The organism is Micromonospora sp. NPDC005087 (assembly GCF_042872965.1).
Taxonomy (GTDB): domain Bacteria; phylum Actinomycetota; class Actinomycetes; order Mycobacteriales; family Micromonosporaceae; genus Micromonospora.
Genome location: NZ_JBIALB010000008.1, coordinates 51,422 through 75,638, shown reverse-complemented (window position 1 = coordinate 75,638; position 24,217 = coordinate 51,422). Strand labels below are relative to the sequence as shown.

Sequence of the window (24,217 nt, the reverse complement as noted above, 5' to 3'; positions counted from 1 at the left end):
CCTACGCGGCGCCGTCCCGGTTGGCCGCGATCCAGGTGTCGATCTTCGCCCACCAGTCGTAGAGCCAGTCGATGCGTTCCTGCCGTCCGGTCGGTACGTCCTCCGGCGGCACCGACCAGAACCGCATCACGATCCGCTTGTCCATCGGCAGTTCCCGCCACACGTCGGCGACGGTGAGCATCCGGTCCAGCCCGGTGTGGGCGACGAAGATGACCCCGGCGTCCGGGGCGGCGTCCAGCGCGGCGAGCATCCCGCCGGGCTGCGGGGCGAGCACGTGCCGCATCCGCTCCGCGCGCAACGCCATCCGCTCCAGCCCGAGGGAGCGCAGCCGGGCGATGGCACGCAGCCTCCGTTTGGGGGTGAAGTTGCCGCCCTCCGGGAAGATCACGAACGCGTCGTTGTCGTCCAGGCCGGTGGCCAGGTGCCCGACCTGGCGCACCGTCTCCTCGCCGCGCTCCGGTGTCGGCGCGATGAACCGGTTGGGCAGCCGGTTGAGCAGCACGTCGATCGCCGGGTCCCACTGGAGGCTGTCCTTGAGCACGATCCGGGGCTCCCGGTTGAACCAGTTGACCAGCCCGTGGATCAGGATGAACGAGTCGCCCGGCCCGGCGTGCCGGCAGAGCACCAACTCGGGCCGGCCCGGCAGCGCGGTGTCCGGGTCGGTGCCCACCACGTCGATACGCAGCCGCAGTGTCCAACGGGCCTGCCAGAACAGGGCCCGCAGGAACCAGCCGGCCAGCAGGTAGTGCGCGCGCTGGAAGGCCGGCGACCGGCTCCGCCAGCCGAAGCCGGAGGCGACCCAGAGCGCGAAGAGCGCGAGCAGCGCGGCGGCGTCCCAGACCAGATAGACGCAACCGATCCAGAACAGCCGCAGTGGGCGCAACCGGCCCGGGACCAGCGGGGAGGCGGCCGCGGCGAGCAGCGCCCAGACCGGCAGGGTGGTCACCACGGTGACCGCGAGCAGCACCACAACGGGGGCGAACAGCAACCGGCGCAGCCACCTGGGCGGCAGCGGCATCACCGCACCACGTGGGTCGCGAGGTAGCGTCGGGAGGCGGTGTACGCGCGGCTGATCCGCCGCCCCACCGCCGCCATGTCGCGGTACGCCCACGGGGTGTCGTCGCGCGGGTTCAGCCCACCGGTCGGCAGGACGTGCACCTCCACCCCCTCGGGCAGCGCCGCCAACTCACGGAAGAACCGGTGCCGGCGGGAGATCTCGAACGCCACCTGCGCGATCTCCCACGGCCGCCGGGGCGGCGTCAGCTCCCGTTCGATCCGGCCCACCTGAAGGACGAAGATCTGCTTCGCGCCGACGGCCACCGCCTCGCCGATCGGTATGGAGTTGACGATGCCACCGTCCACGTAGTGCGCACCGTCGATCTCGGTGGGTGGGAGCAGCCCCGGCACCGAGGCCGACGCGAGCACGGCCGGCACCACGGGGCCACTGTCGAACCAGTGCTCGGCGGCCCGCTCGATGTGCGCGGCACAGCAGCGGAACGGCACCCGCAGGTCGGCGAAGGTGGTGTCCACACCCAGCTCGGCTTCGAGCACGCGGCGCAGTGGCCGGGGCGAGTGCAGGTGGGTCCGGGCGGCGAAGCGGCGCAGCTGCCGGGCGACCGAGTCGCCGTACACCTCGCTGGCCTCCGGCGAGGCCCAGAGCCGGACCAGCCGGTCGGTCACCGCCTCCGACGGGTCGGCCGCGACCAGCGCGCCGTTGACCGCGCCGATCGAGGTGCCGAGCACCATGTCGGGTTGGATCCCGGCGCGGAACAGGGCACGCAACATGCCCACCTCGACCGCGCCGAGCACTCCCCCGCCCCCGAGTACGAACGCCACCGGTCCCCCCGCCATGCCACCCATCCTGGCACGGGCGTGCCGCCGACCGGTCGGCCACCGCCGCGCGGTGGCGGGCGCACCCGACCGGCGCGGATCGAGGGGCGGACAGTGACGACCGTTGACAGCCCGGACGCATTCGCGCAACCTGATACCGCTCCCACCCCGAGGCAGGTGCGATCCGTGAAGGCAGCACTGCACGCGGGCCGGTTGCTGGCCCGCAGGTACCGGCTTGTCGACCAGATCGGCGCCGGCGGCATGTCGGTCATCTGGCGCGCACGGGACGAGGTGCTGGACCGGGTCGTCGCGCTCAAGGTGCTCGCGCCGTCGCTGGCCGCCGACGCCCGGTTCCGGGACATGGTGCGCGAGGAGGCCCGGGCCGCCGCCCAGCTGGTGCACCCGCACGTGACCTCGGTGCACGACTACGGCGAGACCGTCGCCCCGGACGGCGCCATCACCTCCTTCGTGGTGATGGAGCTGCTCAGCGGTGAGGAGTTGAAGCTGCGGCTCACCGAGGGCCCGCTGCCGTGGGCCGAGGCGGTCCGGGTGGGCGCGCAGGTCGCGGACGCGCTGGCCGCCGCGCACCGGCTCGGCATCGTGCACCGGGACATCACCCCGGCCAACGTGATGATGACCGAGGTGGGCGTCAAGGTGCTCGACTTCGGCATCGCCACCCGGATCGGCGCTCCCGACGAGGACGAGGACGGCGGCACCTTCGGCACCCCGGCGTACGTGGCCCCGGAACGGCTCGACGGCGCGCCCGCCCAGCCGGCGACCGACGTGTACTCACTCGGCGTACTGCTGCACGAGGCGCTGACCGGCCGCGTCCCCTACCTGGCGGACACCTGGGAGCAGCTCAGCGACGCGCTGGCCAGCGGCCCGCCGCCGACGCTGGCCGGGCTGCCGGAGCTGCCCCCTGAGGTGGCCCGGGTCTGCCTGCGCAGCCTTGCCCGGGATCCGGCCGAGCGGTCGACCGCCCGGCAGGTCGCCACGGTGCTGCGTGAGCACCTGCTGCCGACCGACACCACCCCGGCACCCACGCCGCCCCGGCCGCCGGCAACCCCCGCCCCTGCGGCCGGCGGCTGACCGTCGCGGCCCTGCTGCCCGAGCAGCGGGCGACACCGCGGACGCAGCCCACCACCGGTCCGGTGCCGACCGCGTCGAGCGGCCCGCCGGTCACCGAGTCGTCCGCCCCGGCCGCGGCGCCGCCGGCACCACGGAGCACCGGCTCGCCCTCCGCCGGGCCGGGCAGCCTGGTGGAGGCCGCCAACCGGGTCGACGGGTTGATCGGCGCCGGGTTGACCGCCGGGGAGATCCGCGCCGACGTCGGCCTCGACCTGCGCAACGAGCTGCGTAACCTGACCGCCGCGGTCGGCTCCGGTCGCAACGACCTGGCCCCGCCGGTGGCCCGGCTGCGCGAGAAGGTCACGGTCCGGCTGGGCGAGGGCGGCATCAGTCCGGCGTACGCGGAGCGGCTGGACGCCGCCATCGCCGAGCTGGGTGCCGCCCGGGTCTGATCCGGGCTCCGACGGCAGCGGGGCGGGCCGGTCAGCGGGCCGCCACCCGGACCGACTCGCGGACGTCGTGCCGGCCGGCGAGTACGCGTCGGAAGACCTCCTCGTAGCCGTACGCCAACCGCTCGACCGAGAAGTTCTCCGCGACGTGCGCCACGCACGCCGCCGGGTCGAGCCCCTTCGCCGCGAGCAACGCCGCGGGTAGCTCCTCCGGTTGCTCGCAGACCAGACCGGTCACTCCGGGCAGGACCAGCTCCGGCACCGCACCCCGGTCGAAGGCGACCACCGGAGTCCCGGTGGCCATCGCCTCCAACATCACCATGCCGAACGGTTCCTCCCACTGGATCGGCATGATCAGACAGCGGGCGTCGACCAACATCCGCAGGGTCTCCGCGCGGTCGGCGTTCAACACGACGGTCACGTCGTCGCCGACCAGCGGCGCGACGACCTGCTCGTAGTACCGGCGTTCGGCCGGCTCGTTGCACTTGCCGGCCAGCAGCAGCGGCAGCCCGGCCGCCCGGCACGCCCGGATGGCGACGTCCGGGCCCTTGTCCGGGCTGAACCGGGCCAGCCACAGCACCGGCCCGGGACCGGGCGCGAACTTGCGCGGAAACCCGCGCAGGTCCAGCGCGTTGTGCACCGTGCCGGCCCAGGGCAGGACCGGGTTGAGCCGGCGCTGGGCGTGCGAGATGGCCACCAGGGCGACGCCCCGGTCCACCTCACCGAGCACGTCGCCGTACTCCCCCACCGGGTTGCCGTGCACCGTCGCCACCGTCGGCACCGCCCGGCGACCGGCCACGAGCGGGCCGATGGTGGTGTGGTCGTGGATCACGTCGAAATCGCCGGCCGTGATCATCCGATTCACCCGGGCCAGGTGGGCCAGTTCGGGCAACGACTCGCCGAGTCGCGGGTACTGGACCTCCGGAACGGTGGAGACGAAGTCACCGGCGGCGGTGCCGTGGTGTACACCGGCACCGAACAGCGTCACCGCGTGCCCGTGCCCGGTCAGCGCGTCCACCAGCCCGGCGACCACCTGCTCGAGGCCGCCGTAGCCGGGCGGCGGCACGGACAGCCACGGCGGCACCACCATCGCGATGCGCAACGGCCGCTCCGAGGCACGGGCGGGCGGGTGGTTCACGGCCACGAGTCCTCCCCGTCGCTCCCCGGCCCGGTGTCGCCGCCGGTCGGAATGGTCCGCGGCGGTTTCCCCATGTCGTCGCCGGTAAACCGGACAAGACGGACGATCACCCGCCGACCAGGAGCTGGTCGTGCACGACCCGCACCCCGGGCGCGGACCAGGCCACCCGCTCGACCTGGTCGCGTTCCCACCACGAGCGGACCACCCCGGCGAGGACCAGCGTGTCGCCGTCCACCTCGACCGTCACCCGGTCGCCGCCGAGCGTCCGCAGCAGCGCGCGCTGGACGTCCCGGCGCAGCCGGTCACCGGCCGGTGGCGCCGGCGGACGCACCTCGACCAGGTTGGTGATCCCCCGTACGCCGTCCAACCGGCGCAGCTCCCCCTCCGCGGTGCGGCGCTGCCAGCCGAACTCGACCTCGCCGCGGAGCATCAGCCAGCCGTTGGCCACGGTCACGTCCAGCCGTTCGGCCGGCACGAAGCTGTCCCACTCCAGCGCCCGGCTGGCGGCGATGGCGATCTCGGCGTCGGTACGCCCCGGTGTGCCCGGCAGCCGCACCTCGATCTCGTCGGCGACCACCCGCACCCCGCGGACCCGCTGCGCGCAGCGGATCGCCGCCCAGCCGCGGGCGGCCCCGTCCACGAATCCGGTCAGGGTGACCACACCCTGGTCGACGGTCACGCCGATCTCGTTCGGTTGCAGCCGCGCGTCCCAGGCCAGCTCGGCCAGGACGTCGCGCTGGATCCGCTGGTCGTCGCGGACATCCGTCGCCGTGCTCATGGCATCCACCCCCGTACGTCGCCGGATCGCCTGCCGACCGTGCCCGGCGTACGGGTGACGGCGGTTCACCCGGATCGGGTGAACCGCCGTCAGGGCGGAAAAGAGCGGCGGGTGACGGAGCCAACCCCCTTGGCCCCGCCACCCGCCGCCGGAGGGAGGAGGCAGGTTCAGATATCGGTCAGGACGTCTCGGCGAGCGTCACGGTCACGGTCTTCTCGGTGCCGTTGCGCTTGAACTGCACCTGGACGCGGTCGCCGACCTTGCCGGCCTGCACCGCGCCGACCAGGTCGTCGGAGTCGTTGACGGCCTTGTCGCCGAACCGGGAGATCACGTCGCCCCGCTGGAAGCCGGCCTTGTCGGCAGCGCTGCCCGGGGTGACCGACGCGACCAGGGCACCGCCGCCCTCGGCCTGGTTGACGCCGACCCCGAGCGACGGGTGGCTGACCTTCTCGCCGCGCTGGAGCTTGCCCGCGACGTCCTTGGCCTTGTTGCTGGGGATCGCGAACCCGACGCCGATGTTGCCGGTGCTCTGCCCGGAGGTGGCGATGGCGGTGTTGACGCCGATCACCTCGCCACGGGTGTTGACCAGGGCGCCACCGGAGTTGCCGGGGTTGATCGGGGCATCGGTCTGGAGCAGGCCGGAGATCGAGCTGACCGCCTGGCCCTGCTGGTTCGGGTCCTGGGGCTGGCCCTCACCGGCCCGGATGGTGCGGTCCCGGGCGCTGAGGATGCCCGCGGTCACCGACCCCTGCAGGCCGAGCGGGCTGCCCAGGGCGAGCACCTGGTCGCCAACCTGCATGCCGTCGCTGTCGCCGAAGGTGGCCGGCTTGAGGTTGCTCACCCCGTCGGCCTTCACCACGGCCAGGTCGGTCTTCGGGTCGGTACCGACGATCTTCGCTTGCGCGTTCTTGCCGTCGGCGAAGACCACCTGCACGGTGTCACCGGCGGCGGAGGCGACCACGTGGTTGTTGGTGAGCACGTAGCCGTCGGCGCTGAGCACCACGCCGGAGCCCTCGCCGCTGGTGGTGGCGATGGAGACGACGCTGTCCTGCACGGCGGCGGCGATCTTCGGCAGGTCGGCGCTGTTGAGCACCGGGGCCGCGGAGTAGGTGCGGGTGACGCCACCACCGTCGCCGTCGAGGGCGAGCGCGAGCGCGCCACCGGCCACGCCGGAGCCGAGCATGAGGGCGAACACGGCGACGCCCGCGCCGGCGAACTTGGCGATCCGGCCGGGCCGGGGCCCGGTGCCGGGCGGCGTGGCCTGCGGGCCCCAGGGCGGCACAGGCTGCCCCGGGTGCTGCTGGTACTGCTGGTGCTGCCCCGGGTGCTGCTGGTGCTGCTGGTGCTGCTGCTGGTACGCCATGCCCGGCTGGCCCCCGCCGGCCCAGCCGGACTGCTGGCCGGGGTACCACGGGGCGCCGGGGTACCGGGCGGCGGTCGGCTGCGGGTAGCCCGGCTGGCCGGAGACCGGGTACGGCGGCGCGGAGTGGGTGCCGGCGGGAGGCTCGTACCCGGTCGGCTGCCCGGCGGCCGGCGGTGCGCTGGCCTGCTGGCCGGCGTATCCCGCGGGCGCTGCGGGCTCGGCCGGCACGGGCGGGTTCGCGGCGGTCACCGTGTCGCCGGTGGTCGGGACGACCGGAACAGGGGTGGTCGGGGAGTCGGACTGCGCGCGCTCGTCGCGCGGCAGCTCGGCGGTGGGGTCGGCGTCGGTGGGGGCCGGCCGGCGCTGCGGGTCGGACTCGAACTCGGTCATGGAACTACCTTCTCCCCGGCCACTGCGACCAACCTGGAACCGTCCTGAAAGTTGCCTGAAAAGTCATTCGCCGGCACCGCCGTCGTCCTGTGGCACCTGCGGCAGCCGGACCCGGAAGGTGGCGCCGCCGCCCGGGGTCTCCACCACCTCGACCGCGCCGTGGTGGGCGGCGACCAACGCCGCCACGATGGCCAGGCCCAGGCCGGTGCCGGTGTTGCCGTCGGCCCGCCGGGTCCGCGCCGCGTCGGCCCGGTAGAACCGCTCGAAGACCCGTTCCGCCTGCTCCGGGGAGAGCCCGGGGCCGGTGTCGGCCACCTCCACGACGGCGAGGTTCCCCGGCTCGGCGCGCAGCCGCAGGCTGACCTTGGCGTCCGCTGGGGTGTGGGTCAGCGCGTTGGTGACCAAGTTGCCGATCACCTGACGCAGCCGCGCGTCGTCGGCGAAGACGACCAGGGGGCCCGAGCCGGGCTCGATCTCCAGCTCGATCCGCCGGTCCGGGGCCATCGCGCGGGCGGCCTGCACCGCGTCGGACGCCAGCACCGGCAGCTCCACCGGGGCGAGCGAGAGCGGCCGTTCCCGGTCCAGCCGTGCGAGCAGCAGCAGGTCCTCCACCAGCAGCCCCATCCGGGCCGCCTCGTCCTCGATCCGGCGCAGCAGGCCGGCGGTCTGCTCGGGTGCCCGGGCCGCGCCCTGCCGGTACAGCTCGGCGAAGCCCCGGATGGTGGTCAGCGGGGTCCGCAACTCGTGTGAGGCGTCCGCGACGAACTGCCGCATCCGCTCCTCGGACCGCCGGGCCCGCGCCTCGGACGCCTGCGCGGCGACCGCCGCGTCCCGGGCGGCGCTCTCGGCCGAGCGCGCGGCGGTCTCCGAAGCGGCCCGGGCGGTGAACGCCGCCTCGATCTGGGTGAGCATCGCGTTCAGCGCCCGGGAGAGCCGGCCCAGCTCGGAGGTGGGATGCTCCTGTCCCTGCTCCGGGTCGGGCACCCGGCGGGTCAGGTCACCGCCGGCGATGGCGGCGGCGGTCCGTTCGATCTCCACCAGCGGCTTGAGGCTGGTCCGCACGATCGCCGCGCCCACCGAGGCCAGCATGATCAGCACCGACCCGCCGACCAGCAGGTCGATCCAGGCCAACCGCTTGACGGCGAGGTCGACGTCGGTCAGGTGCTCGCCGATCGCCGCCCTCTGGCCGTTGGGCAGCTCGGTGTAGAGCATCCGCCAGCGCACCGAGCTGTCCCGGGCGCGGACGGTGCGCGGGCTGTCCTTCTGTGCCGCCTCCTGCGCTTCGAACCCGGCCGCGTCGCTCGGCCACGGCGGTAGATCCGCCAGCGTGAAGCGGGACGTGTCGTACGCGTAGTCCTGCACCTTGCCAGTGGTCGGGCTGGTCACCACGACAACGTAGTCGCTGGGCAGGTAGACCTCCTTCGACGACGGCAACTGGATCCGGTCCGCCGAGTTGCGCAGTTCGAGGTCGATCTGGTCGACCAGGTAGTTGTGCAGGAAGTACGCGGTCGAGACGCTGATCACCACCAGGGCGCCGGCGACCAACGCCAGCACCGAGGCGACCAGTTTGATCCGCAGTGGTACGGCCCGCAGCCGCCCCTTCGCCTGCTGGACCCCGTTCACGCCGCCGGCTTGCGCAGCACGTACCCGACGCCGCGCAGGGTGTGGATGAGCCGGGGCTGGGTGGTGTCGACCTTGCGCCGCAGGTAGGAGATGTAGGACTCGACGATGTTGTCGTCGCCGCGGAAGTCGTAGTTCCAGACGTGGTCGAGGATCTGCGCCTTGGACAGCACCCGGTTGGCGTTGAGCATCAGGTAGCGCAGCAGTTTGAACTCGGTCGGCGACAGCTGCACCCGCTGCCCGGCCCGGTGCACCTCGTGGGTCTCCTCGTCCAGCTCCAGATCGGCGAAGGTGAGCCGGGACGGGGCCTGCTCGCCGGTGGTGGTGCGGCGCAGCACGGCGCGGATCCGGGCGGTCAGCTCCTCCAGGCTGAACGGCTTGGTGACGTAGTCGTCGCCGCCCAGGGTCAGCCCGCGGATCTTGTCGTCGGTGGCGTCCCGGGCGGTCAGGAAGACCACCGGGGTACGCGTACCGCCCTCGCGGAGCATCCGGATGACCTCGAAGCCGTCGAGGTCCGGCAGCATCACGTCGAGCACGACCAGGTCGGGTCGGTGGTCCTTGGCGGCGTTCAGGGCCGCGCTGCCGCTGGTCGCGGTGGCCACGTCGAAGCCCGCGAAGCGCAGGCTCGCGGAGAGCAGTTCGAGGATGTTCGGGTCGTCCTCGACGACGAGCAGTCGCGCCTCGGTCTGGGTAGCGGGCATGTGCCCATCATCGGTGACCTCACTGCACCGGCGCTGGATGCTTCCTGCAAAAATCCTGTGAGTCGTCGGCCGCTCCCGACCTGGCCGGCACCGCCGGTCAGCGCAGCAGCCGACGCAGCCCGTCCAGCGCGCCGTCGAGCAGCCGGATCGCGGTACGCAGCTGGGTGTCGCTGAACTGCCGGGCCCGCGCCAGCCGGCCGACCTCGACGGTGAACGCGGCCAGCCGCTGGTCGAGCTCGTCGAGCAGTCCCGCGCGGGGGCCGTTCGCCGCCGCCGGACCGGGCGGCGGGGCCGGAGGCTCCCAACGGGTACGGCGGGTCTGCCGGGCTGCCGCGCTCAGCTCCCGCTTGAGGTCGCGCACCGAGCCGCTCACCTCGCTGCGGATCTCGCCGGCCAGGGTGGAGAGGTCCGCCACCGAGGCGGCGATGTCCGCCTCCAGGGTGCTCAGCTCGCCGGCCCGTTGGCGCAGCTCGTCGCGGCCGGCGTCGGTGATGCCGTACGTCTTGCGGCCTCCGGCGGCGGTGTGCGTGACCAGCCCTTCGGCCTCCAGCCGTTGCAGGCGGGGGTAGATGGTGCCGGCGCTGGGCGCGTAGAGCCCGAGGAACCGGTCCTCCAGCAGGCGGATCAGCTCGTAGCCGTGCTTCGGACCGTCGTCGAGGAGTTTGAGCAGGTAGAGCCGGAGCCGGCCGTGGCTGAACACGGCGGTCACGGCAACTCCTCCTGGTCGTCGTCCACCGGCCGGGCAAGTAGGGCGATGCTCCCCGAGGTCGCGGACGCCCAGAGCTTACCCTCGCCGGCGCCGAGCACCCCCACACTGTTGGCCAGCGGGAACGTCGATGTGCGGACCTGGGGGAACCCGCTGGTGATCCGGCCCGAGGTGGTGTGCAGGCGTACGTCGAGGTCGCTGTCCTCCCGGATCCGGACGGTGATGCTGCCCGAGATGGTGGTGAGTCGGATCTCGCTGCGGCGGGGGTTGTCCAGGTCGCAGGTGATGGCTCCCGAAACGGTCTGCGCCCGCACCCGGTCAGCGGCGCTGTCGGCGAGGATCACCTCACCGGAGACCGTCTCCAGACTGAGGTCGCCGCCCACGCCGAGCGCCTCCACCGGCCCGGAGGTGATCTTCGCGAAGGTGCTGCCCCGCAACCCCATCAGGGTGATCTGCCCGGCGGTCACGTCGACCGTGGTTTCCCGGCGCAGCCCGGAGGCGACCAGCGAGCCTGCGACCAGCCCCAGGTCGGCGACGACGTCGGCGGGCACCGCCACGGAGACGTCCACTCGCGGGTACCGCGTGATCGACCGGATCCACCGCAGGGCGTCCGCCCAGCCCCGGCCGCGCTCCTGGCGGATGGTGAGCCGACCGTCGGAGTGGGTGACCAGGACGGGTCGGCGGCCGACCCGGGTGACGTCGACCCGGGCCGGGCCGTCGGTGGCGACCACGTTGAGCCGCCCGCTCACCAGGCGGACGTCCAGCCGGCTGACCGGGCCGTCCACGGTGAGCCGCTGTGGGCTGTCGACCGTCCATCCGGTCATGGCGTCCTCCTCCCCCTCGACGACGCGCCGATGCGCGTCCGCCGAGAGAAACAGTAACGCGATACATCGCGACAGCACAAGACTGTCGCGAGTTGCCGGGCCGTCCGGCCCGGGCATGCGCCGACCGGGCGGCCGCTCCCCTCAGGCCGCCAGGTCCAGCTCCCGGCCGGCGGCTGGCGACAGCACGGGAGCCGCCGGGCTCGTGGTTCTCCGGGCCCGCGCCCCGGCACCCGGCGGGGGCCGCAGGTGTACGGCCGACTCGGCGGCCCGGGCCAGCAACCGCCGATCCGCGTCGCGGGCCGGATGCAGCGCGGCACCGACCGTCACCGTCACCACCAGTTCCCGCGCCGCGACCACCCGGGCCACCGAGCGCAGCAGGGTGTCCGCGCCGAGGAAGGCGCCGGCCGTGGTGGCCGTCCCGGTGGCCTCGCACCGGTGCACGAGCCGCAGCGGCACCACCGGGCTGCCGGTGTCGATGGCCGCCTGGAACGTCGCGGGCCGGAACCCGCCGCCGGGACGGCAGTCGACCGCGCGGTCCCCGGCGCACCAGGTCGTACCCTCCGGAAAGACCGCTACCGAGCGGCCGGCGCGTAGCGCGTCGCCGACCCGGCGCACGGTGGCCGGCAGCGCCCGCGGCCGGGACCGGTCCACGAAGACCGTGCCCGCCGCCGCCGCGAGCAGGCCCACCACCGGCCAGGAGCGGATCTCCCGCTTCGCCACCATCCGGGTCGGCGCGACCGCCAGCACCGCGAGGATGTCCAGCCACGAGACGTGGTTGGCGACCAGCAGCGCACGCCGCCGGGGCGGTCGGCCCCGGATCACCAGTCGGACGCCGAAGGCGCGCGCGGTGCCCCGGGCCCAGCCACGGACCGCCGCCTGCCGCTCCGGTGCCGGCAGCAGGGGCAGCAGCACCACCAGGCCCACCCCGGCCAGCAGCATGCCGGCCGCCGCGACCAACCGGAGCACCCGGCGGGCCACCGGCACCGTGGGCACCTCGCCGGCCGCCGGCAGGCACCCCTCGTCACAGCCGGACGAGGGCCGCCAGAGGTCGTGCGGCGCGGCGGTCACCGCTCCTCCCCGCCCAGGAAGTGCCGCAGGTAGCGCGGGTTCATCCGGTCCAGCGAGAACAACACGTAGAAGTCCGCGACCCCGAAGTCGGGGTCGTACGACGGCTCGCCGCAGATCCACGCGCCGAGCCGCAGGTAGCCACGCAGCAGCGGCGGCACCGCCGCGCGGCCGACCGGATCGGCGGCGGCCACCGGGCCAGCGCCGGCGGCCGGCTCGGCGAACCAGGGCCGGAGCGGGCGGACCCGCAGCGGAGGCGGCGCCAGGTGCCGGGCCTGGGCCTGCGCCCACACCTCGGCCACCGCCCGACCGCCGTCGGCCACCGGCACCGAGGCGCAGCCGCCGAGCCAGCGTGAGCCGCGCAGGTGCAGGTACCGGGTGATGCCGGCCCACATCAGGTTGATCACCGCGCCCGAGCGGTGGTCCGGGTGCACGCAGGACCGCCCAGCCTCGACCAGGTCGTCGCGCAGCGGGTCGAGCGCGGCGAGGTCGAACTCGCCCTCGGCGTACCGACGGTTGGTGCGACCGGGCGGCAGCAGCCGGTACGTACCGACCACCTCGCCGGTGCTCTCCTGGCGGACGATCAGGTGGTCGCAGTGGGCGTCGAAGGGGTCCACGTCCATCCCGGCCTCACCCGGGCGGAGGGTGGCGCCGAGCTCGGTGGCGAACACCTCGTGACGCAGGCGTTGCGCGGCCGCGACCTGGGTTGGGTCGTCGGCGATCAGCAGGGTGTATCCGCTGGTCGTCAGGGGTGCGCCAGCGGCATGCAGAACAGCCATGGGATCTGTGTAGGTGCCCCGGGTTGCCATCCAAGGTGACCACCGGTGTCGCTCGGGTGAACGCCGGCCGGCGGATGCGCCCGACGGCGGCCGTGCGAGGCTGCCGGACGGACCCGGCGACGGCGCCGGCACGCCCCGACACCGGAGGTCGACGATGCGCATCGAGTCCCGCTACAACGGGCCGTCCGGCTCCGGCAACGGCGGCTGGAGCGCCGGAGTCTTCGCCGCCGAGGCCGGCGGCCCCGGCCCCGTCGAGGTGACGCTGCGCCGGCCACCACCGTTGGAGACGGCGCTGAGGATGGTCGACGGCGAGGTCCGTGACCCGGCCGGCGAGCTGGTGGCCGAGGTACGCCCGGACGGGGCGGTGGACGCCGTCGTACCGCCGGTCGACCGGGACACCGCGATCGACGCCGCGAGCCGCTACCCCGGGCTGGTCGAGCACCCGTTCCCCGACTGCTACGTCTGCGGTCCGCACCGGGCCGACGGGCTGCGGATCTTCCCTGGCCGCCTGCCGGACGGTCGGACCGCCGCGCCGTTCCGGGCGCCCGAGAGGGTCAGCGACGCCACGGTCTGGGCGGCGCTGGACTGTCCGGGTGGGTGGACGGTGCTCGCGCCGGGCCGTCCGTACCTGCTGGGCCGGATCGCCGCCGTGGTCACCGCGCTGCCGGAGCCGGGCGACGAGTGCGTGGTGACCGGTGCGCTGATCCGCGCCGATGGGCGCAAGGCCCTCGTGCACACCAGCCTGTACGGACCGGACGGCGCGCTGCTCGGCCTGGCCCGTGCCACCTGGATCTCCCGCTGAACCGCTCCGTCGTCCGCAGGGAGGACCCGCCTCCACCCCGAGGCGGACCACGCCGTACGGACCGCGCCTGATTGACCTTGTTGCCCGGGGCCGTCACGCTGTGCCACGGCGTACCTCGACGCCACACACGGGAGGAGAACGATGACTGACGGGCAGCGAAGCCCCACCAGCGACGGTCAGATCGTGGTGTCCGGTCTGTCGAAGCAGTACAAGAACGTCCGGGCGGTGAACAACCTGTCCTTCACCGTCGCGCCGGGACGGGTGACCGGCTTCCTCGGCCCGAACGGCGCCGGCAAGACCACCACGCTGCGCATGTTGCTGAACCTGGTCACGCCGACCGCCGGTACGGCCACCATCAGCGGCCACCGGTACGCCGACCTCTCCGACCCGCTGCGGCACGTCGGCGCGATCCTGGAGGCGTCCAGCGCGCACAAGGGCCGCACCGGCATCAACCACCTGCGGGTGATCTGCGCGGCGGCCGGGCTGCCCAGGCAGCGGGCCGACGAGGCGCTGGCCCTGGTCGGGTTGACCCCGGCGGCGAAGCGCAAGTTCAAGGGCTACTCGCTCGGCATGAAGCAGCGGCTCGGCATCGCCGCCGCCATGCTCGGTGACCCCCGGGTGCTGATCCTGGACGAGCCGGCGAACGGGCTCGACCCGGAGGGCATCCGGTGGATGCGCGGGTTCCTCAAGAACCTCGCCCACGAGGGTCGCACCGTGCTGGTCTCCAGCCACCTGCTGTCGGAGATGCAGTTGCTCGCCGACGACGTGGTGATCATCGCGGCCGGGCAGCTGGTCCGCCAGGGCCCGGTCGACCAGGTCCTCGGGTCGATGGCGCAGGGCGCTCGGGTCCGCGTCCGCACCCCGCACACCGAGGCGCTGATCACCGCGCTGAAGGCGCAGTCGGCCACCGTCGACACCGACGAGCAGGGTGTCCTGCTGGTCGGCGGGGTGGACGCCCCGACGATCGGCCGCGCCGCCCTGGCCGCCGGGGTCGAGCTGCACGAACTGACCACCGAACGGCCCGACCTGGAACGGGTCTTCCTGGAGCTGACGGCCGGAAAGGCGGGCATCCGATGAACCTGATCCGAGCCGAACTGCTCAAGATCCGTACCACCAACACCTGGTGGATCTTCGCGCTCATCAGCCTGCCGCTCTGGGCGCTCACCCTGCTCATCAACTGGTTGCAGGCCGATGCCCTGACGAGCGGGAACCTCGGCGACGTGCCACCCGACCAGGTCGACACCCTGGCGGCCGCGGCCAGCCCGGACGCCCTCTCGTCGAACCTGTTCACCACCGGGCAGTTCTTCGGTCTGCTGATCGTGATGCTGCTCGGCATCATCGTGGTGACCAGTGAGTTCTTCCACCAGACGGTGACCACCACGTTCCTCACCACGCCGCACCGCACCGCCGTGATGAGCGCCAAGCTCGCCGCGGCGGGTGTGCTGGCGCTGCTGTTCTGGCTGGTCACCACGGCGCTCAACCTGCTCGCCGGTGCGGCGGTGCTGAACGCCGTGGGGGTGGGCTCGCAACTGGGCAACGACGCGGCCTGGCGCGCGATCGGGTTGAACCTGCTCGCGTACCTGCTCTGGGCGGTGTTCGGCGTCGGCATCGGGGTGCTGATCCGCAGCCAGATCGGCGCGACCGTGACCGGCATCCTGCTCTACCTGGGTGGCTCGATCGGCGCGATCGTGGTGATCAGCATCCTGGCCGCCCGCTGGGGCGATTGGATCAACAACCTGCAACTGCTGGTGCCGTCGCTCGCCTCGTCGCTGATGGTCACCGGGGCGGACATCCCCGGCAACCCGCCGCGCTGGGCCGGCGCCCTCGTGCTGATCGGGTACGCGGTGATCACCGGCCTGGTCGGCACCCTGCTGATGCGCCGGCGCGACATCTCCTGACCCGGATCGTCCCGGGGTGGCGGCGGCTCGGTCGCCACCCCGGGGCGTCCCGGACCCCCGACCCCGCCGGCCCCGGCTCCGTCGACTCACCCGCCCGGGCAGCCCCGGCCACCGCTGATCGGGACGCAGTGGCCGACCGGCGGGTCCGGCTCCTGGTCGGCCGGGGTGTGGCCGACCAGGGTGCTGGTGGCCATGCTGCCGGCGAGCGCGACCGCCACGTAGAGCAGCGCCATCCCACCGAACGCCCAGCCGAAGTGCCGCCGCCAGCCCTGCTCCCCCGCCCACCCGGCGAGCAGCAGGCCGGCCAGCGGCAGCGCCGCGTTCAGCAGGAGCCCGGCGGTCAGCAGGGCGTCGGTCGTCGCGCCGAACGCCCGCGCCACGTCCTGGGTCGGCGTGTACGGCGTGGACGTCCGCCGGATCAGGGCCACCACGAGCAGGAACGGCACCCCGTAGAGCCAGGCGAAGAAGAGCCCGCCGAGCCCGAGCCGCTTCACGACCGGCCCAGGTACGCGGCGGCCACGACGGCGCAGACCGCGAGGCTGACCGCCACGGACAGAGTGCCGGCCAGCACCGGCGAGGTGATCCGGCGGACCAACAGCGCGTTGATCACCGCCGTGACGATCAGCAACCCGACGAGCACCGGCCCGCCCCAGACCAGCCCGGCCAGCGCCAGTGACTCCATCGGGGAGAGGCAACTGAACATCGCCGAACAGTCCCGCCGCGGGGCGCTCGGCACGCTGTTCACACCCACCACCACCGCCGCGATCGCGGTGGCGTACCAACCGAACGCGACCGCCATGCTCGGGCCGTACCGCTTCCGTTCCCCCGTGTCATCCATGCGGCCGATCCTGCCGAGGAGCGCCCGTGCGGACATCCGTACCGGTACTCAGGCGCCGGCGCCGGCCGACCTATCAGCCCTCGGGCCGACCCGCAGCACTTGCTGAACTTCTGGCATCTTCTGTGAATCGGACCACGCGGCCGAGGCGGAAATGCCTGCGGGATCCGTACGGCGTAGCCTGGGAGCCGTCCTGTCCGTGCTCCGAACCGGGCGCGACGGACACCGCGTGACACATAAACCCGCGTGAAAGAGGCGATTACCGGCCGTGTCGACCCAGCAGACTTCGCAGGATAACCCACTGGCGGGTTTCGGCCCGAACGAGTGGATCGTCGAGGACATGTACCAGCGCTACCTCGCCGACCCAACGAGCGTCGATTCGGCCTGGCACGACTTCTTCGCCGACTACCGACCCGCGCCGGGTGCCGCCACCCCGCGCGGCGGTGAGTCGACGGGCACGCCGGCCGCGGCGCCGGAGCCGGACGGCCAGCCCGAGGCGGCCGCCTCGGTCAGCCAGCCCAGCGCCGCGGCGAAGCCGGCGGCCGCCAGCAAGCCGGCCGCCGCGCAGCCGGCACCGGCCAAGGCCGCACCCGCTCCGGCGAAGGCCGCCGCCCCGGCGAAGGCCGCCCCGGCCAAGCCGGCCGAGAAGGCCGCCGCGCCGAGCGCCGACGGCCCCCAGACCACGCCGCTGCGCGGGGTCGCCGCGAAGATCGTCCAGAACATGGACGCCTCGCTGAGCGTGCCCACCGCGACCAGCGTGCGCGCCGTCCCGGCCAAGCTGCTGGTGGACAACCGCATCGTGATCAACAACCACCTCGCCCGCGGGCGCGGTGGCAAGGTCAGCTTCACCCACCTGGTCGGCTACGCGATGGTCCGGGCGCTGGTCCAGCACCCGGAGATGAACAACTCCTTCGCCGAGGCCAACGGCAAGCCGGCGGTGGTCCGCCCGGCACACGTCAACCTCGGCATCGCCATCGACCTGGCCAAGCCGGACGGCACCCGCAACCTGGTGGTCCCCTCCATCAAGGGCTGCGAGCAGATGGACTTCCGGCAGTTCTGGCAGGCGTACGAGGACGTGGTCCGGCGGGCGCGGCGCAATGAGCTGACCATGGAGGACTACTCCGGCACCACGATCTCGCTGACCAACCCCGGCGGTATCGGCACCGTGCACTCGATGCCGCGGCTGATGCAGGGGCAGAGCGCGATCATCGGCGTCGGCGCGATGGAGTACCCGGCCCCCTACCAGGGCATGTCCGAGGCCACCCTGGCCGAGCTGGCGGTCAGCAAGATCATCACGCTGACCAGCACGTACGACCACCGGATCATCCAGGGCGCGCAGTCCGGCGAGTTCCTCAAGGTGATGCACGAGCTGATCCTGGGCGAGCACGGTTTCTACGACGAGATCTTCACCTCGCTGCGGATCCCGTACGAGCCGGTCCGCTGGGTACGCGACGTCGCGGTCAACTCCGAGGGCCAGATCAACAAGACCGCGCGGGTGCACGAGCTGATCCACGCCTACCGGGTGCGCGGGCACCTGATGGCCGACACCGACCCGCTCGAGTTCAAGATCCGCAAGCACCCGGATCTCGACGTACTCCAACACGGGCTGACCCTGTGGGACCTCGACCGCGAGTTCCCGGTGAACGGTTTCGCCGGTCGGCAGCGGATGAAGCTGCGCGAGATCCTCGGCGTGCTGCGCGACTCGTACTGCCGCCGGGTCGGCATCGAGTACATGCACATCCAGGACCCGGAGGAGCGGCGCTGGATCCAGGAGCGGATCGAGCGCAAGTACGAGAAGCCCTCCCCGGACGAGCAGAAGCACGTGCTCAACCGGCTCAACGCCGCCGAGGCGTTCGAGACCTTCCTGCAGACCAAGTACGTCGGCCAGAAGCGCTTCTCGCTGGAGGGCGGCGAGTCGCTGATCCCGCTGCTCGGCGAGGTGCTGGAGTCCTCCGCCGAGAGCGGGCTGGACGAGGTCGTCATCGGCATGGCCCACCGGGGTCGGCTCAACGTGCTGGCCAACATCGTCGGCAAGCCGTACGAGAAGATCTTCTCCGAGTTCGAGGGACACCTGGACCCGCGCTCGACGCAGGGCTCCGGCGACGTGAAGTACCACCTGGGCCAGAACGGCAAGTTCACCACCCCCGACGGCGAGCACGCGGTCAAGGTGTCGGTGGTGGCCAACCCGTCGCACCTGGAGGCCGTCGACCCGGTGCTGGAGGGCATCGTCCGGGCCAAGCAGGACCGGATCGACCTCAAGCTGGAGGGCTACACCGTGCTGCCGCTGGCGGTGCACGGTGACGCCGCGTTCGCCGGGCAGGGTGTGGTCGCCGAGACCCTCAACCTCTCGCAGCTGCGCGGCTACCGCACCGGCGGCACCGTGCACGTGGTGGTCAACAACCAGGTCGGTTTCACCACCGCCCCGGAGTACAGCCGGTCCAGCCTCTACAGCACCGACGTGGCCCGGATGATCCAGGCGCCGATCTTCCACGTCAACGGCGACGACCCGGAGGCCGTGGTCCGGGTGGCCCGGCTGGCCTTCGAGTACCGGCAGGCGTTCAACAAGGACGTCGTGATCGACATGGTCTGCTACCGCCGGCGCGGGCACAACGAGGGCGACGACCCGTCGATGTCCAACCCGCAGATGTACAAGATCATTGATTCGAAGCGCTCGGTCCGCAAGCTCTACACCGAGGAGCTGATCGGTCGCGGCGACATCACCGTGGAGGACGCGGAGGAGCTGCTGCGCGACTACCAGGCGCAACTGGAGCGGGTCTTCAAGGCCACCCGGGACGCCGCCTCGGCGCCGCGCCAGCTCAACCGGCCGCGCCGTGAGGAGGAGCCGGAGCCGCAGGTCGACACCGCCACCGACGCCGCCGTGGTGAAGGCGATCGGCGAGGCGCACATCAACCTGCCGGAGGGCTTCACCCCGCACAAGCGGATCCAGCAGTTGCTCGACCGGCGGGCGAAGATGTCCGTGGAGGGCAACATCGACTGGGGCTTCGGCGAGATCATCGCGCTCGGGGCGCTGCTGCACGACGGGATCACCGTCCGGCTCGCCGGTCAGGATTCACGCCGCGGCACCTTCGTCCAGCGGCACGCCTCGGTGGTGGACGCCCGCACCGGCGACGACTACCTGCCGCTGAAGTCGCTCACCGGTGACGGCGAGCGCTCCCGGTTCTTCGTGCACGACTCGCTGCTCAGCGAGTACGCCGCGATGGGCTTCGAGTACGGCTACTCGGTGGAGAACATCAACGCGCTGGTCGCCTGGGAGGCCCAGTTCGGCGACTTCGTCAACGGTGCCCAGTCGGTGATCGACGAGTTCATCTCCTCCGGTGAGGTGAAGTGGGGTCAGCGCTCCGCGGTCACCCTGCTGCTGCCGCACGGCCACGAGGGTCAGGGGCCGGACCACACCTCCGGCCGCCCCGAGCGGTTCCTGCAGATGTGCGCCGAGGACAACATGCGGGTCTCCATCCCGACCACCCCGGCGAACTACTTCCACCTGCTGCGCCGTCAGGCTCTGTCGCCGAAGCGCAAGCCGCTGGTGGTCTTCACGCCGAAGTCGCTGCTGCGGCACAAGCTCTGCGTCTCGTCGGTGGAGGACTTCACCACCGGCACCTTCCAGCCGGTGCTGCGCGACACGGCCGCCCCGGCACCGGAGGCGGTGAAGCGGGTGCTGCTCTGCTCCGGCAAGATCTACTACGACCTGTTCCAGGCCCGGCAGCAGCGCGAGGTCACCGACACCGCGATCCTCCGGATCGAGCAGCTGTACCCACTGCCGGTGGAGGAGATCCGGGCCGCCCTGGCGCAGTACCCGAACGCGGAGGACTTCGCCTGGGTGCAGGAGGAGCCGGCCAACCAGGGGGCCTGGTCGTTCGTCGCGCTCAACCTGCTGGAGCACCTCACGGACGTCCGGCTGCGGCGGATCTCCCGCCCGGCCGCAGCCGCCCCGGCAGTCGGCTCCGCCAAGACCCACGAGGTCGAGCAGAACGCCCTGATCGAGGCAGCCCTCCCCCGCCCGTGATCTGACCGCACCGCGCGAGCCGGGGCAGGACCGTTCACAACGGCCCTGCCCCGGCTCCGTCGGTCCACCCGCCCGGCCGAGCCGGGACGAGCAAGAGGACGTACCCATGTACTTCACCGACCGCGGCATTGAGGAGCTGGTCGAGCGCCGGGGCGACGAGCAGGTCACCCTGGAGTGGCTCGGCGAACGCCTGCGCGACTTCGTGGACCTCAACCCCGACTTCGAGACCCCCATCGAGCGCCTGGCCACCTACCTGGCCCGACTGGACGACCCCGACGACGACGACGCCTAGACCCCGGCGGCTGCCGGTGATCGAGCTTGGAGGGGCCGGAGGACCCGGGCGGGAGGTCTTGCGATCTTCTAGGGTTGGGGCGTGGCCCGGAGCGTGTATCTGACGAGTGTGGGATCGGGCGGAGGTAAGTCGACCGTCGCCCTCGGGCTGGCCGAGTTGCTGTCCCGCCAGGTCGGGCGGATCGGCGCGTTCCGGCCGCTGGTCGCCGGCTCCGGCCCGGACCCGATCCTCGCCCTGCTCAGCGAGCGCTACCGGATCGAGCAACCGCTGACCGAACTAAGTGGGATGAGCTACGCCGAGGCCACCGCACTGGTCGCCGACGGCCGGCGGGAGGAGCTGATCTCCGCCGTCGTCGAGCGCTACCGGGCCGTGGAGCGGCAGTGCCCGGCGGTGGTTGTGGTGGGCAGCGACTTCGACGACCCGGGCGACCCGGCCCGTCCCCGGGAACTGGCCTTCAACGCCCGGCTGGCCACCGAGTTCGGCAGTGTGGTGGTGCCGGTGGTGGACGGCTTCGGGCAGGAGCCGGCGGCCATCGCGGCAGCCGTGCGGGGGGCGTACCACGATCTGGCCGACCTGGGCGCGACCGTGCTCGCGGTGATCGCCAACCGGGTGCCCGGGCCGATGACCCTGCCCGAGCTGCCGGTGCCGGCGTACGCCATCCCGGAGGTGCCGAGCGTGTCGGCGCCGACGGTGGCCGAGGTGGCCGCGGCGCTCGACGCCACCCTGCTCGCCGGGGACGACGCCGCGCTCGGGCGGGACGTGCTGGACTTCGTGGTCGGTGCCGCACACGTGCCCACGCTGCTGGACCACCTCACCGAGGGCGCCCTGGTGATCACCCCCGGGGACCGCGCCGACCTGCTCGTCGCCGCCAGCGCCGCGCACGTGGCCGGGCAGGTGTCGGTGGCCGGGCTGGTGCTGACCCTCGGCGAGCAGCCCGACCCGCGGGCGATGCGGTTGGTGGAGGGGCTGAACACCGGCTTGGCGGTACTCTCCGTGCGCAGCGACAGCTACCACACGGTGGCCGCGTCCAGCCGGATCGAGGGCCGACCCAGCGCGGCGAACCCGCGCAAGGTGGAGGCCGCGCTCGGCGCGTTCGAGCGCTGCGTGGACACCGACGACCTGGCCCGCCGGCTGCGCGTCAGCCGGTCGACCCGGGTCACCCCCCTGATGTTCGAGAACGAGCTGATCGACCGGGCCCGGTCACAGCGCCGGCACCTCGTGCTGCCGGAGGCCGCCGACGAGCGGATCCTGCGCGCGGCGGAGATCCTGCTCCGCCGCGGGGTGGTCGAGCTGACCCTGCTCGGCCGGCCGGACGACATCTCCCGGCGTACGCGTGAGCTGGGCGTCGACCTCGGCGACGCGCACGTGGTCGACCCGGTGACCAGCGGGTGGCGGGACGATTTCGCGGTCGAGTACGCCCAGCTCCGCGCCCACCGGGGGGTCACCGCCGAGTTGGCGCACGACATCGTCGCCCAGCCGAACTACTTCGGCACCCTGATGGTGGCCACCGGACGGGCCGACGGCATGGTCTCCGGCGCGACGCACACCACCGCCGCCACCATCCGGCCGGCGTTCGAGATCATCCGAACCGTGCCGGAGGTCTCGGTGGCCTCCAGCGTCTTCTTCATGCTGCTCGCCGACCGGGTGCTGGTCTACGGCGACTGCGCGGTCAACCGCGACCCGGATGCCGCCCAGCTCGCCGACATCGCGATCTCGTCCGCGGACACCGCCGCCCGGTTCGGCATCGAGCCCCGGGTGGCGATGCTGTCGTACTCCACCGGCAGCTCGGGGGCCGGCGCGGACGTGGAGAAGGTCGCCACGGCCACGGCGCTGGTCCGGAAGCGCCGGCCCGACCTGCTGGTCGAGGGGCCGATCCAGTACGACGCGGCGATCGACCCGGCGGTGGCGGCGACCAAGCTGCCGGGCAGCGCGGTCGCCGGCCGGGCCACGGTCTTCATCTTCCCCGACCTGAACACGGGCAACAACACGTACAAGGCGGTGCAGCGCTCCGCCGGGGCGGTCGCCGTCGGCCCGGTGATGCAGGGCCTGCGCCGGCCGGTGAACGACCTGTCCCGGGGCGCGACCGTGCCGGACATCGTCAACACGGTGGCGATCACCGCCATCCAGGCGGCCACCGAGGAGGCGTCGTGAGTCGGGTGCTGGTGCTCAACTGCGGGTCGTCATCGGTCAAGTGGCGCCGCTACGACGGTGACCGGGTGCTCGACCAGGGCACCGTCGAGCGGGTCGGTGAACCCGGTGGCGGCCCGGCGGACCACACCAGCGCCGTCCGGGAGATCCTGGCCGGGCAGGACCTGAGTGGGCTGGCGGCGGTCGGGCACCGGGTGGTGCACGGCGGCCGGATGTTCACCGCGCCGGTCCTGGTCGACGACGCGGTGCTGGCCGCGATCCGGGACCTGGTACCGCTCGCCCCGCTGCACAACCCGGCCAACCTGGCCGGCATCGAGATGGCCCGTGAGACGCTGCCGGACGTTCCGCAGGTCGCCGTCTTCGACACCGCGTTCCACCACACCCTGCCGGAGGCCGCGGCCACCTACGCGATCGACCGGGACACCGCCGAGCGGTACGCCATCCGCCGGTACGGCTTCCACGGCACCTCACACGCGTACGTCTCCCGGCGCACCGCGGAACTGCTGGGGCGCCCGTACGGGCAGCTCAACACGATCACCCTGCACCTCGGCAACGGTGCCAGCGCCTGCGCGGTGGCGGATGGCCGCAGCGTCGCCACCTCGATGGGCATGTCCCCGCTTCAGGGGCTGGTGATGGGCACCCGCAGCGGCGACCTGGACCCGGCCGTGATCTTCCACCTGCGGCGGGAGGCTGGGCTGTCGGTGGACGAGATCGACGACCTGCTCAACCACCGCAGCGGCCTGCTCGGGCTGACCGGCGTCAACGACATGCGCGAGGTGCTCCAGCGCAGGGCGGCCGGAGACCAGGCGGCGGAGCTGGCCTTCGACGTGTACTGCCGGCGGATCACCGGCTATGTGGGCGCGTACTACGCGCTGCTCGGTCGGGTCGACGCGATCACCTTCACCGCCGGGGTGGGCGAGCACGCGGCGCCGGTGCGGGCCGCCGCGCTGGCCGGGCTGGACCGGCTCGGCATCGTCGTGGACCCGACCCGCAACGCCGGGAACGGTGACCGGGTGATCTCGCCCGAGGGCACCGAGGTGACCGTCTGCGTCATTCGCACCGACGAGGAACGGGAGATCGCCCGGCAGGCCCGGGCCGTGGTCGAGGCCGGCTGACGCCATTCCGTGGGGCTCAGCACGCGGGCATCTCACCGCCGGTCAAACCCGGCCGGGCCGGCAGGCTCAGCGCAGCGCCAACCAGGCGACGAGGGCAACCACCAGCACGACGACCACCGCCGCACCGATGATCAGCGGCAGGCGGGACGGGGACTCCGCCGGCGCGATGGCCTCCGGCGTCTGGGTGAACGCGCGGAACGCCTCGGTGTTGCCGCTGGGGTCGGTGTAGTTCTCAGGCATGCCGGTGACCCTAGCGAAGCCGGTCGCGGCGCACCGCCCCCGCCCACGGCACCCGGTGGTGTCGACCCGGCCGGCGGAGCTGACCCGACCCGGCCGGCGGGTGCGGCCGGACCGGACGGCGGGGTCGCTACCCACACCCGGGCACCTACCGT

General features: G+C 72.9%; 23 protein-coding genes. 9 read left to right on the top strand and 14 right to left on the bottom strand.

Annotated elements, in window-relative coordinates; genetic code table 11:
• Position 1 precedes the first annotated feature (1 nt).
• On the bottom strand, positions 2-1,018 hold the full coding sequence (locus tag ACFYPS_RS19835) for a 1-acyl-sn-glycerol-3-phosphate acyltransferase (RefSeq protein ID WP_354963791.1): 1,017 nt from the start codon (positions 1,016-1,018) through the stop codon (positions 2-4).
• Complete coding sequence (locus ACFYPS_RS19830) at positions 1,018-1,851, bottom strand: patatin-like phospholipase family protein (RefSeq protein WP_354963790.1); 834 nt, start codon at positions 1,849-1,851, stop codon at positions 1,018-1,020. Before ACFYPS_RS19830 ends, ACFYPS_RS19835 begins: the two co-directional genes overlap by 1 nt.
• A 165-nt stretch (positions 1,852-2,016) precedes the next feature.
• Between ACFYPS_RS19830 and ACFYPS_RS19825 the strand changes: the two genes are divergently transcribed.
• Positions 2,017-2,919 (top strand): serine/threonine-protein kinase, encoded by a 903-nt coding sequence (locus ACFYPS_RS19825; RefSeq protein WP_354963789.1) that lies wholly within the window; start codon positions 2,017-2,019, stop codon positions 2,917-2,919.
• Positions 2,920-2,981: 62 nt separating this feature from the next.
• Positions 2,982-3,350, top strand: coding sequence for a hypothetical protein (locus ACFYPS_RS19820; protein WP_387325997.1), 369 nt, complete (start codon positions 2,982-2,984; stop codon positions 3,348-3,350).
• A 31-nt stretch (positions 3,351-3,381) separates the two neighbouring features.
• On the opposite strand, the gene ACFYPS_RS19815 is transcribed toward ACFYPS_RS19820, so the two are convergent.
• The 9 genes from ACFYPS_RS19815 to ACFYPS_RS19775 form a co-directional block, all read right to left on the bottom strand.
• Positions 3,382-4,491, bottom strand: coding sequence for a glycosyltransferase family 4 protein (locus ACFYPS_RS19815; RefSeq protein WP_387325995.1), 1,110 nt, complete (start codon positions 4,489-4,491; stop codon positions 3,382-3,384).
• Between the two features lie 100 nt (positions 4,492-4,591).
• Positions 4,592-5,263: a BON domain-containing protein gene (locus ACFYPS_RS19810; protein ID WP_354963787.1), complete on the bottom strand. Its 672-nt coding sequence runs from the start codon at positions 5,261-5,263 to the stop codon at positions 4,592-4,594.
• Positions 5,264-5,441: 178 nt separating this feature from the next.
• Positions 5,442-7,016, bottom strand: a complete 1,575-nt coding sequence (locus ACFYPS_RS19805) for a trypsin-like peptidase domain-containing protein (protein ID WP_354963786.1) — start codon at positions 7,014-7,016, stop codon at positions 5,442-5,444.
• Positions 7,017-7,079: 63 nt separating this feature from the next.
• Complete coding sequence (locus ACFYPS_RS19800) at positions 7,080-8,639, bottom strand: HAMP domain-containing sensor histidine kinase (RefSeq protein WP_354963785.1); 1,560 nt, start codon at positions 8,637-8,639, stop codon at positions 7,080-7,082.
• Complete coding sequence (locus ACFYPS_RS19795; protein ID WP_030336721.1) at positions 8,636-9,337, bottom strand: response regulator transcription factor; 702 nt, start codon at positions 9,335-9,337, stop codon at positions 8,636-8,638. Before ACFYPS_RS19795 ends, ACFYPS_RS19800 begins: the two co-directional genes overlap by 4 nt.
• A 97-nt stretch (positions 9,338-9,434) precedes the next feature.
• Positions 9,435-10,046 carry a PadR family transcriptional regulator gene (locus tag ACFYPS_RS19790; RefSeq protein ID WP_354963784.1) on the bottom strand — a complete coding sequence of 204 codons (612 nt, stop codon included), beginning with the start codon at positions 10,044-10,046 and terminating at the stop codon, positions 9,435-9,437.
• Positions 10,043-10,867 (bottom strand): DUF4097 family beta strand repeat-containing protein, encoded by an 825-nt coding sequence (locus ACFYPS_RS19785; protein WP_354963783.1) that lies wholly within the window; start codon positions 10,865-10,867, stop codon positions 10,043-10,045. The genes ACFYPS_RS19790 and ACFYPS_RS19785 overlap by 4 nt, the downstream gene beginning before the upstream one ends.
• A 141-nt stretch (positions 10,868-11,008) precedes the next feature.
• Positions 11,009-11,935, bottom strand: a complete 927-nt coding sequence (locus tag ACFYPS_RS19780) for a lysophospholipid acyltransferase family protein (RefSeq protein ID WP_354963782.1) — start codon at positions 11,933-11,935, stop codon at positions 11,009-11,011.
• The gene (locus ACFYPS_RS19775; protein WP_354963781.1) at positions 11,932-12,711 is read right to left on the bottom strand and encodes a GNAT family N-acyltransferase; all 780 of its coding nucleotides are present in this window, start codon (positions 12,709-12,711) and stop codon (positions 11,932-11,934) included. The genes ACFYPS_RS19780 and ACFYPS_RS19775 overlap by 4 nt, the downstream gene beginning before the upstream one ends.
• Before the next feature lie 154 nt (positions 12,712-12,865).
• Here ACFYPS_RS19775 and ACFYPS_RS19770 point away from each other — a divergent pair, with 154 nt between their 5' ends.
• The 3 genes from ACFYPS_RS19770 (at position 12,866) to ACFYPS_RS19760 (ending at position 15,411) form a co-directional block, all read left to right on the top strand.
• A complete protein-coding gene (locus ACFYPS_RS19770) occupies positions 12,866-13,513 on the top strand; it encodes a hypothetical protein (protein WP_354963780.1) in 648 nt (215 codons plus the stop codon).
• 141 nt (positions 13,514-13,654) lie between these two features.
• On the top strand, positions 13,655-14,590 hold the full coding sequence (locus tag ACFYPS_RS19765) for an ATP-binding cassette domain-containing protein (RefSeq protein ID WP_354963779.1): 936 nt from the start codon (positions 13,655-13,657) through the stop codon (positions 14,588-14,590).
• Positions 14,587-15,411, top strand: a complete 825-nt coding sequence (locus tag ACFYPS_RS19760; RefSeq protein WP_354963778.1) for an ABC transporter permease — start codon at positions 14,587-14,589, stop codon at positions 15,409-15,411. Before ACFYPS_RS19765 ends, ACFYPS_RS19760 begins: the two co-directional genes overlap by 4 nt.
• A gap of 86 nt (positions 15,412-15,497) precedes the next feature.
• Here ACFYPS_RS19760 and ACFYPS_RS19755 read toward each other — a convergent pair whose 3' ends face one another.
• Complete coding sequence (locus ACFYPS_RS19755; RefSeq protein ID WP_354963777.1) at positions 15,498-15,905, bottom strand: hypothetical protein; 408 nt, start codon at positions 15,903-15,905, stop codon at positions 15,498-15,500.
• On the bottom strand, positions 15,902-16,249 hold the full coding sequence (locus tag ACFYPS_RS19750; RefSeq protein ID WP_354963776.1) for a hypothetical protein: 348 nt from the start codon (positions 16,247-16,249) through the stop codon (positions 15,902-15,904). The genes ACFYPS_RS19755 and ACFYPS_RS19750 overlap by 4 nt, the downstream gene beginning before the upstream one ends.
• Before the next feature lie 265 nt (positions 16,250-16,514).
• Between ACFYPS_RS19750 and ACFYPS_RS19745 the strand changes: the two genes are divergently transcribed.
• From ACFYPS_RS19745 to ACFYPS_RS19730, 4 genes are all read left to right on the top strand, one after another.
• Complete coding sequence (locus ACFYPS_RS19745; protein ID WP_387325985.1) at positions 16,515-20,270, top strand: multifunctional oxoglutarate decarboxylase/oxoglutarate dehydrogenase thiamine pyrophosphate-binding subunit/dihydrolipoyllysine-residue succinyltransferase subunit; 3,756 nt, start codon at positions 16,515-16,517, stop codon at positions 20,268-20,270.
• Between the two features lie 106 nt (positions 20,271-20,376).
• Complete coding sequence (locus ACFYPS_RS19740) at positions 20,377-20,562, top strand: DUF6104 family protein (protein WP_088987811.1); 186 nt, start codon at positions 20,377-20,379, stop codon at positions 20,560-20,562.
• Between the two features lie 81 nt (positions 20,563-20,643).
• Complete coding sequence (gene pta, locus ACFYPS_RS19735) at positions 20,644-22,713, top strand: phosphate acetyltransferase (protein ID WP_354963774.1); 2,070 nt, start codon at positions 20,644-20,646, stop codon at positions 22,711-22,713.
• Positions 22,710-23,825, top strand: coding sequence for an acetate/propionate family kinase (locus ACFYPS_RS19730; RefSeq protein WP_387325982.1), 1,116 nt, complete (start codon positions 22,710-22,712; stop codon positions 23,823-23,825). The genes pta and ACFYPS_RS19730 overlap by 4 nt, the downstream gene beginning before the upstream one ends.
• A 66-nt stretch (positions 23,826-23,891) precedes the next feature.
• On the opposite strand, the gene ACFYPS_RS19725 is transcribed toward ACFYPS_RS19730, so the two are convergent.
• Positions 23,892-24,065: a hypothetical protein gene (locus ACFYPS_RS19725; protein WP_387325979.1), complete on the bottom strand. Its 174-nt coding sequence runs from the start codon at positions 24,063-24,065 to the stop codon at positions 23,892-23,894.
• Between the last annotated feature and the right edge of the window lie 152 nt (positions 24,066-24,217).

Coding starts and splice junctions, on each gene's coding strand:
- ACFYPS_RS19835 (WP_354963791.1), bottom strand. CDS start 1,018: ATGCCGCTGCCGCCCAGGTGGCTGCGCCGGTTGCTGTTCGCCCCCGTT.
- ACFYPS_RS19830 (WP_354963790.1), bottom strand. CDS start 1,851: ATGGCGGGGGGACCGGTGGCGTTCGTACTCGGGGGCGGGGGAGTGCTC.
- ACFYPS_RS19810 (WP_354963787.1), bottom strand. CDS start 5,263: ATGAGCACGGCGACGGATGTCCGCGACGACCAGCGGATCCAGCGCGAC.
- ACFYPS_RS19805 (WP_354963786.1), bottom strand. CDS start 7,016: ATGACCGAGTTCGAGTCCGACCCGCAGCGCCGGCCGGCCCCCACCGAC.
- ACFYPS_RS19795 (WP_030336721.1), bottom strand. CDS start 9,337: ATGCCCGCTACCCAGACCGAGGCGCGACTGCTCGTCGTCGAGGACGAC.
- ACFYPS_RS19785 (WP_354963783.1), bottom strand. CDS start 10,867: ATGACCGGATGGACGGTCGACAGCCCACAGCGGCTCACCGTGGACGGC.
- ACFYPS_RS19775 (WP_354963781.1), bottom strand. CDS start 12,711: ATGGCTGTTCTGCATGCCGCTGGCGCACCCCTGACGACCAGCGGATAC.
- ACFYPS_RS19770 (WP_354963780.1), top strand. CDS start 12,866: ATGCGCATCGAGTCCCGCTACAACGGGCCGTCCGGCTCCGGCAACGGC.
- ACFYPS_RS19765 (WP_354963779.1), top strand. CDS start 13,655: ATGACTGACGGGCAGCGAAGCCCCACCAGCGACGGTCAGATCGTGGTG.
- ACFYPS_RS19760 (WP_354963778.1), top strand. CDS start 14,587: ATGAACCTGATCCGAGCCGAACTGCTCAAGATCCGTACCACCAACACC.
- ACFYPS_RS19750 (WP_354963776.1), bottom strand. CDS start 16,249: ATGGATGACACGGGGGAACGGAAGCGGTACGGCCCGAGCATGGCGGTC.
- ACFYPS_RS19740 (WP_088987811.1), top strand. CDS start 20,377: ATGTACTTCACCGACCGCGGCATTGAGGAGCTGGTCGAGCGCCGGGGC.
- ACFYPS_RS19725 (WP_387325979.1), bottom strand. CDS start 24,065: ATGCCTGAGAACTACACCGACCCCAGCGGCAACACCGAGGCGTTCCGC.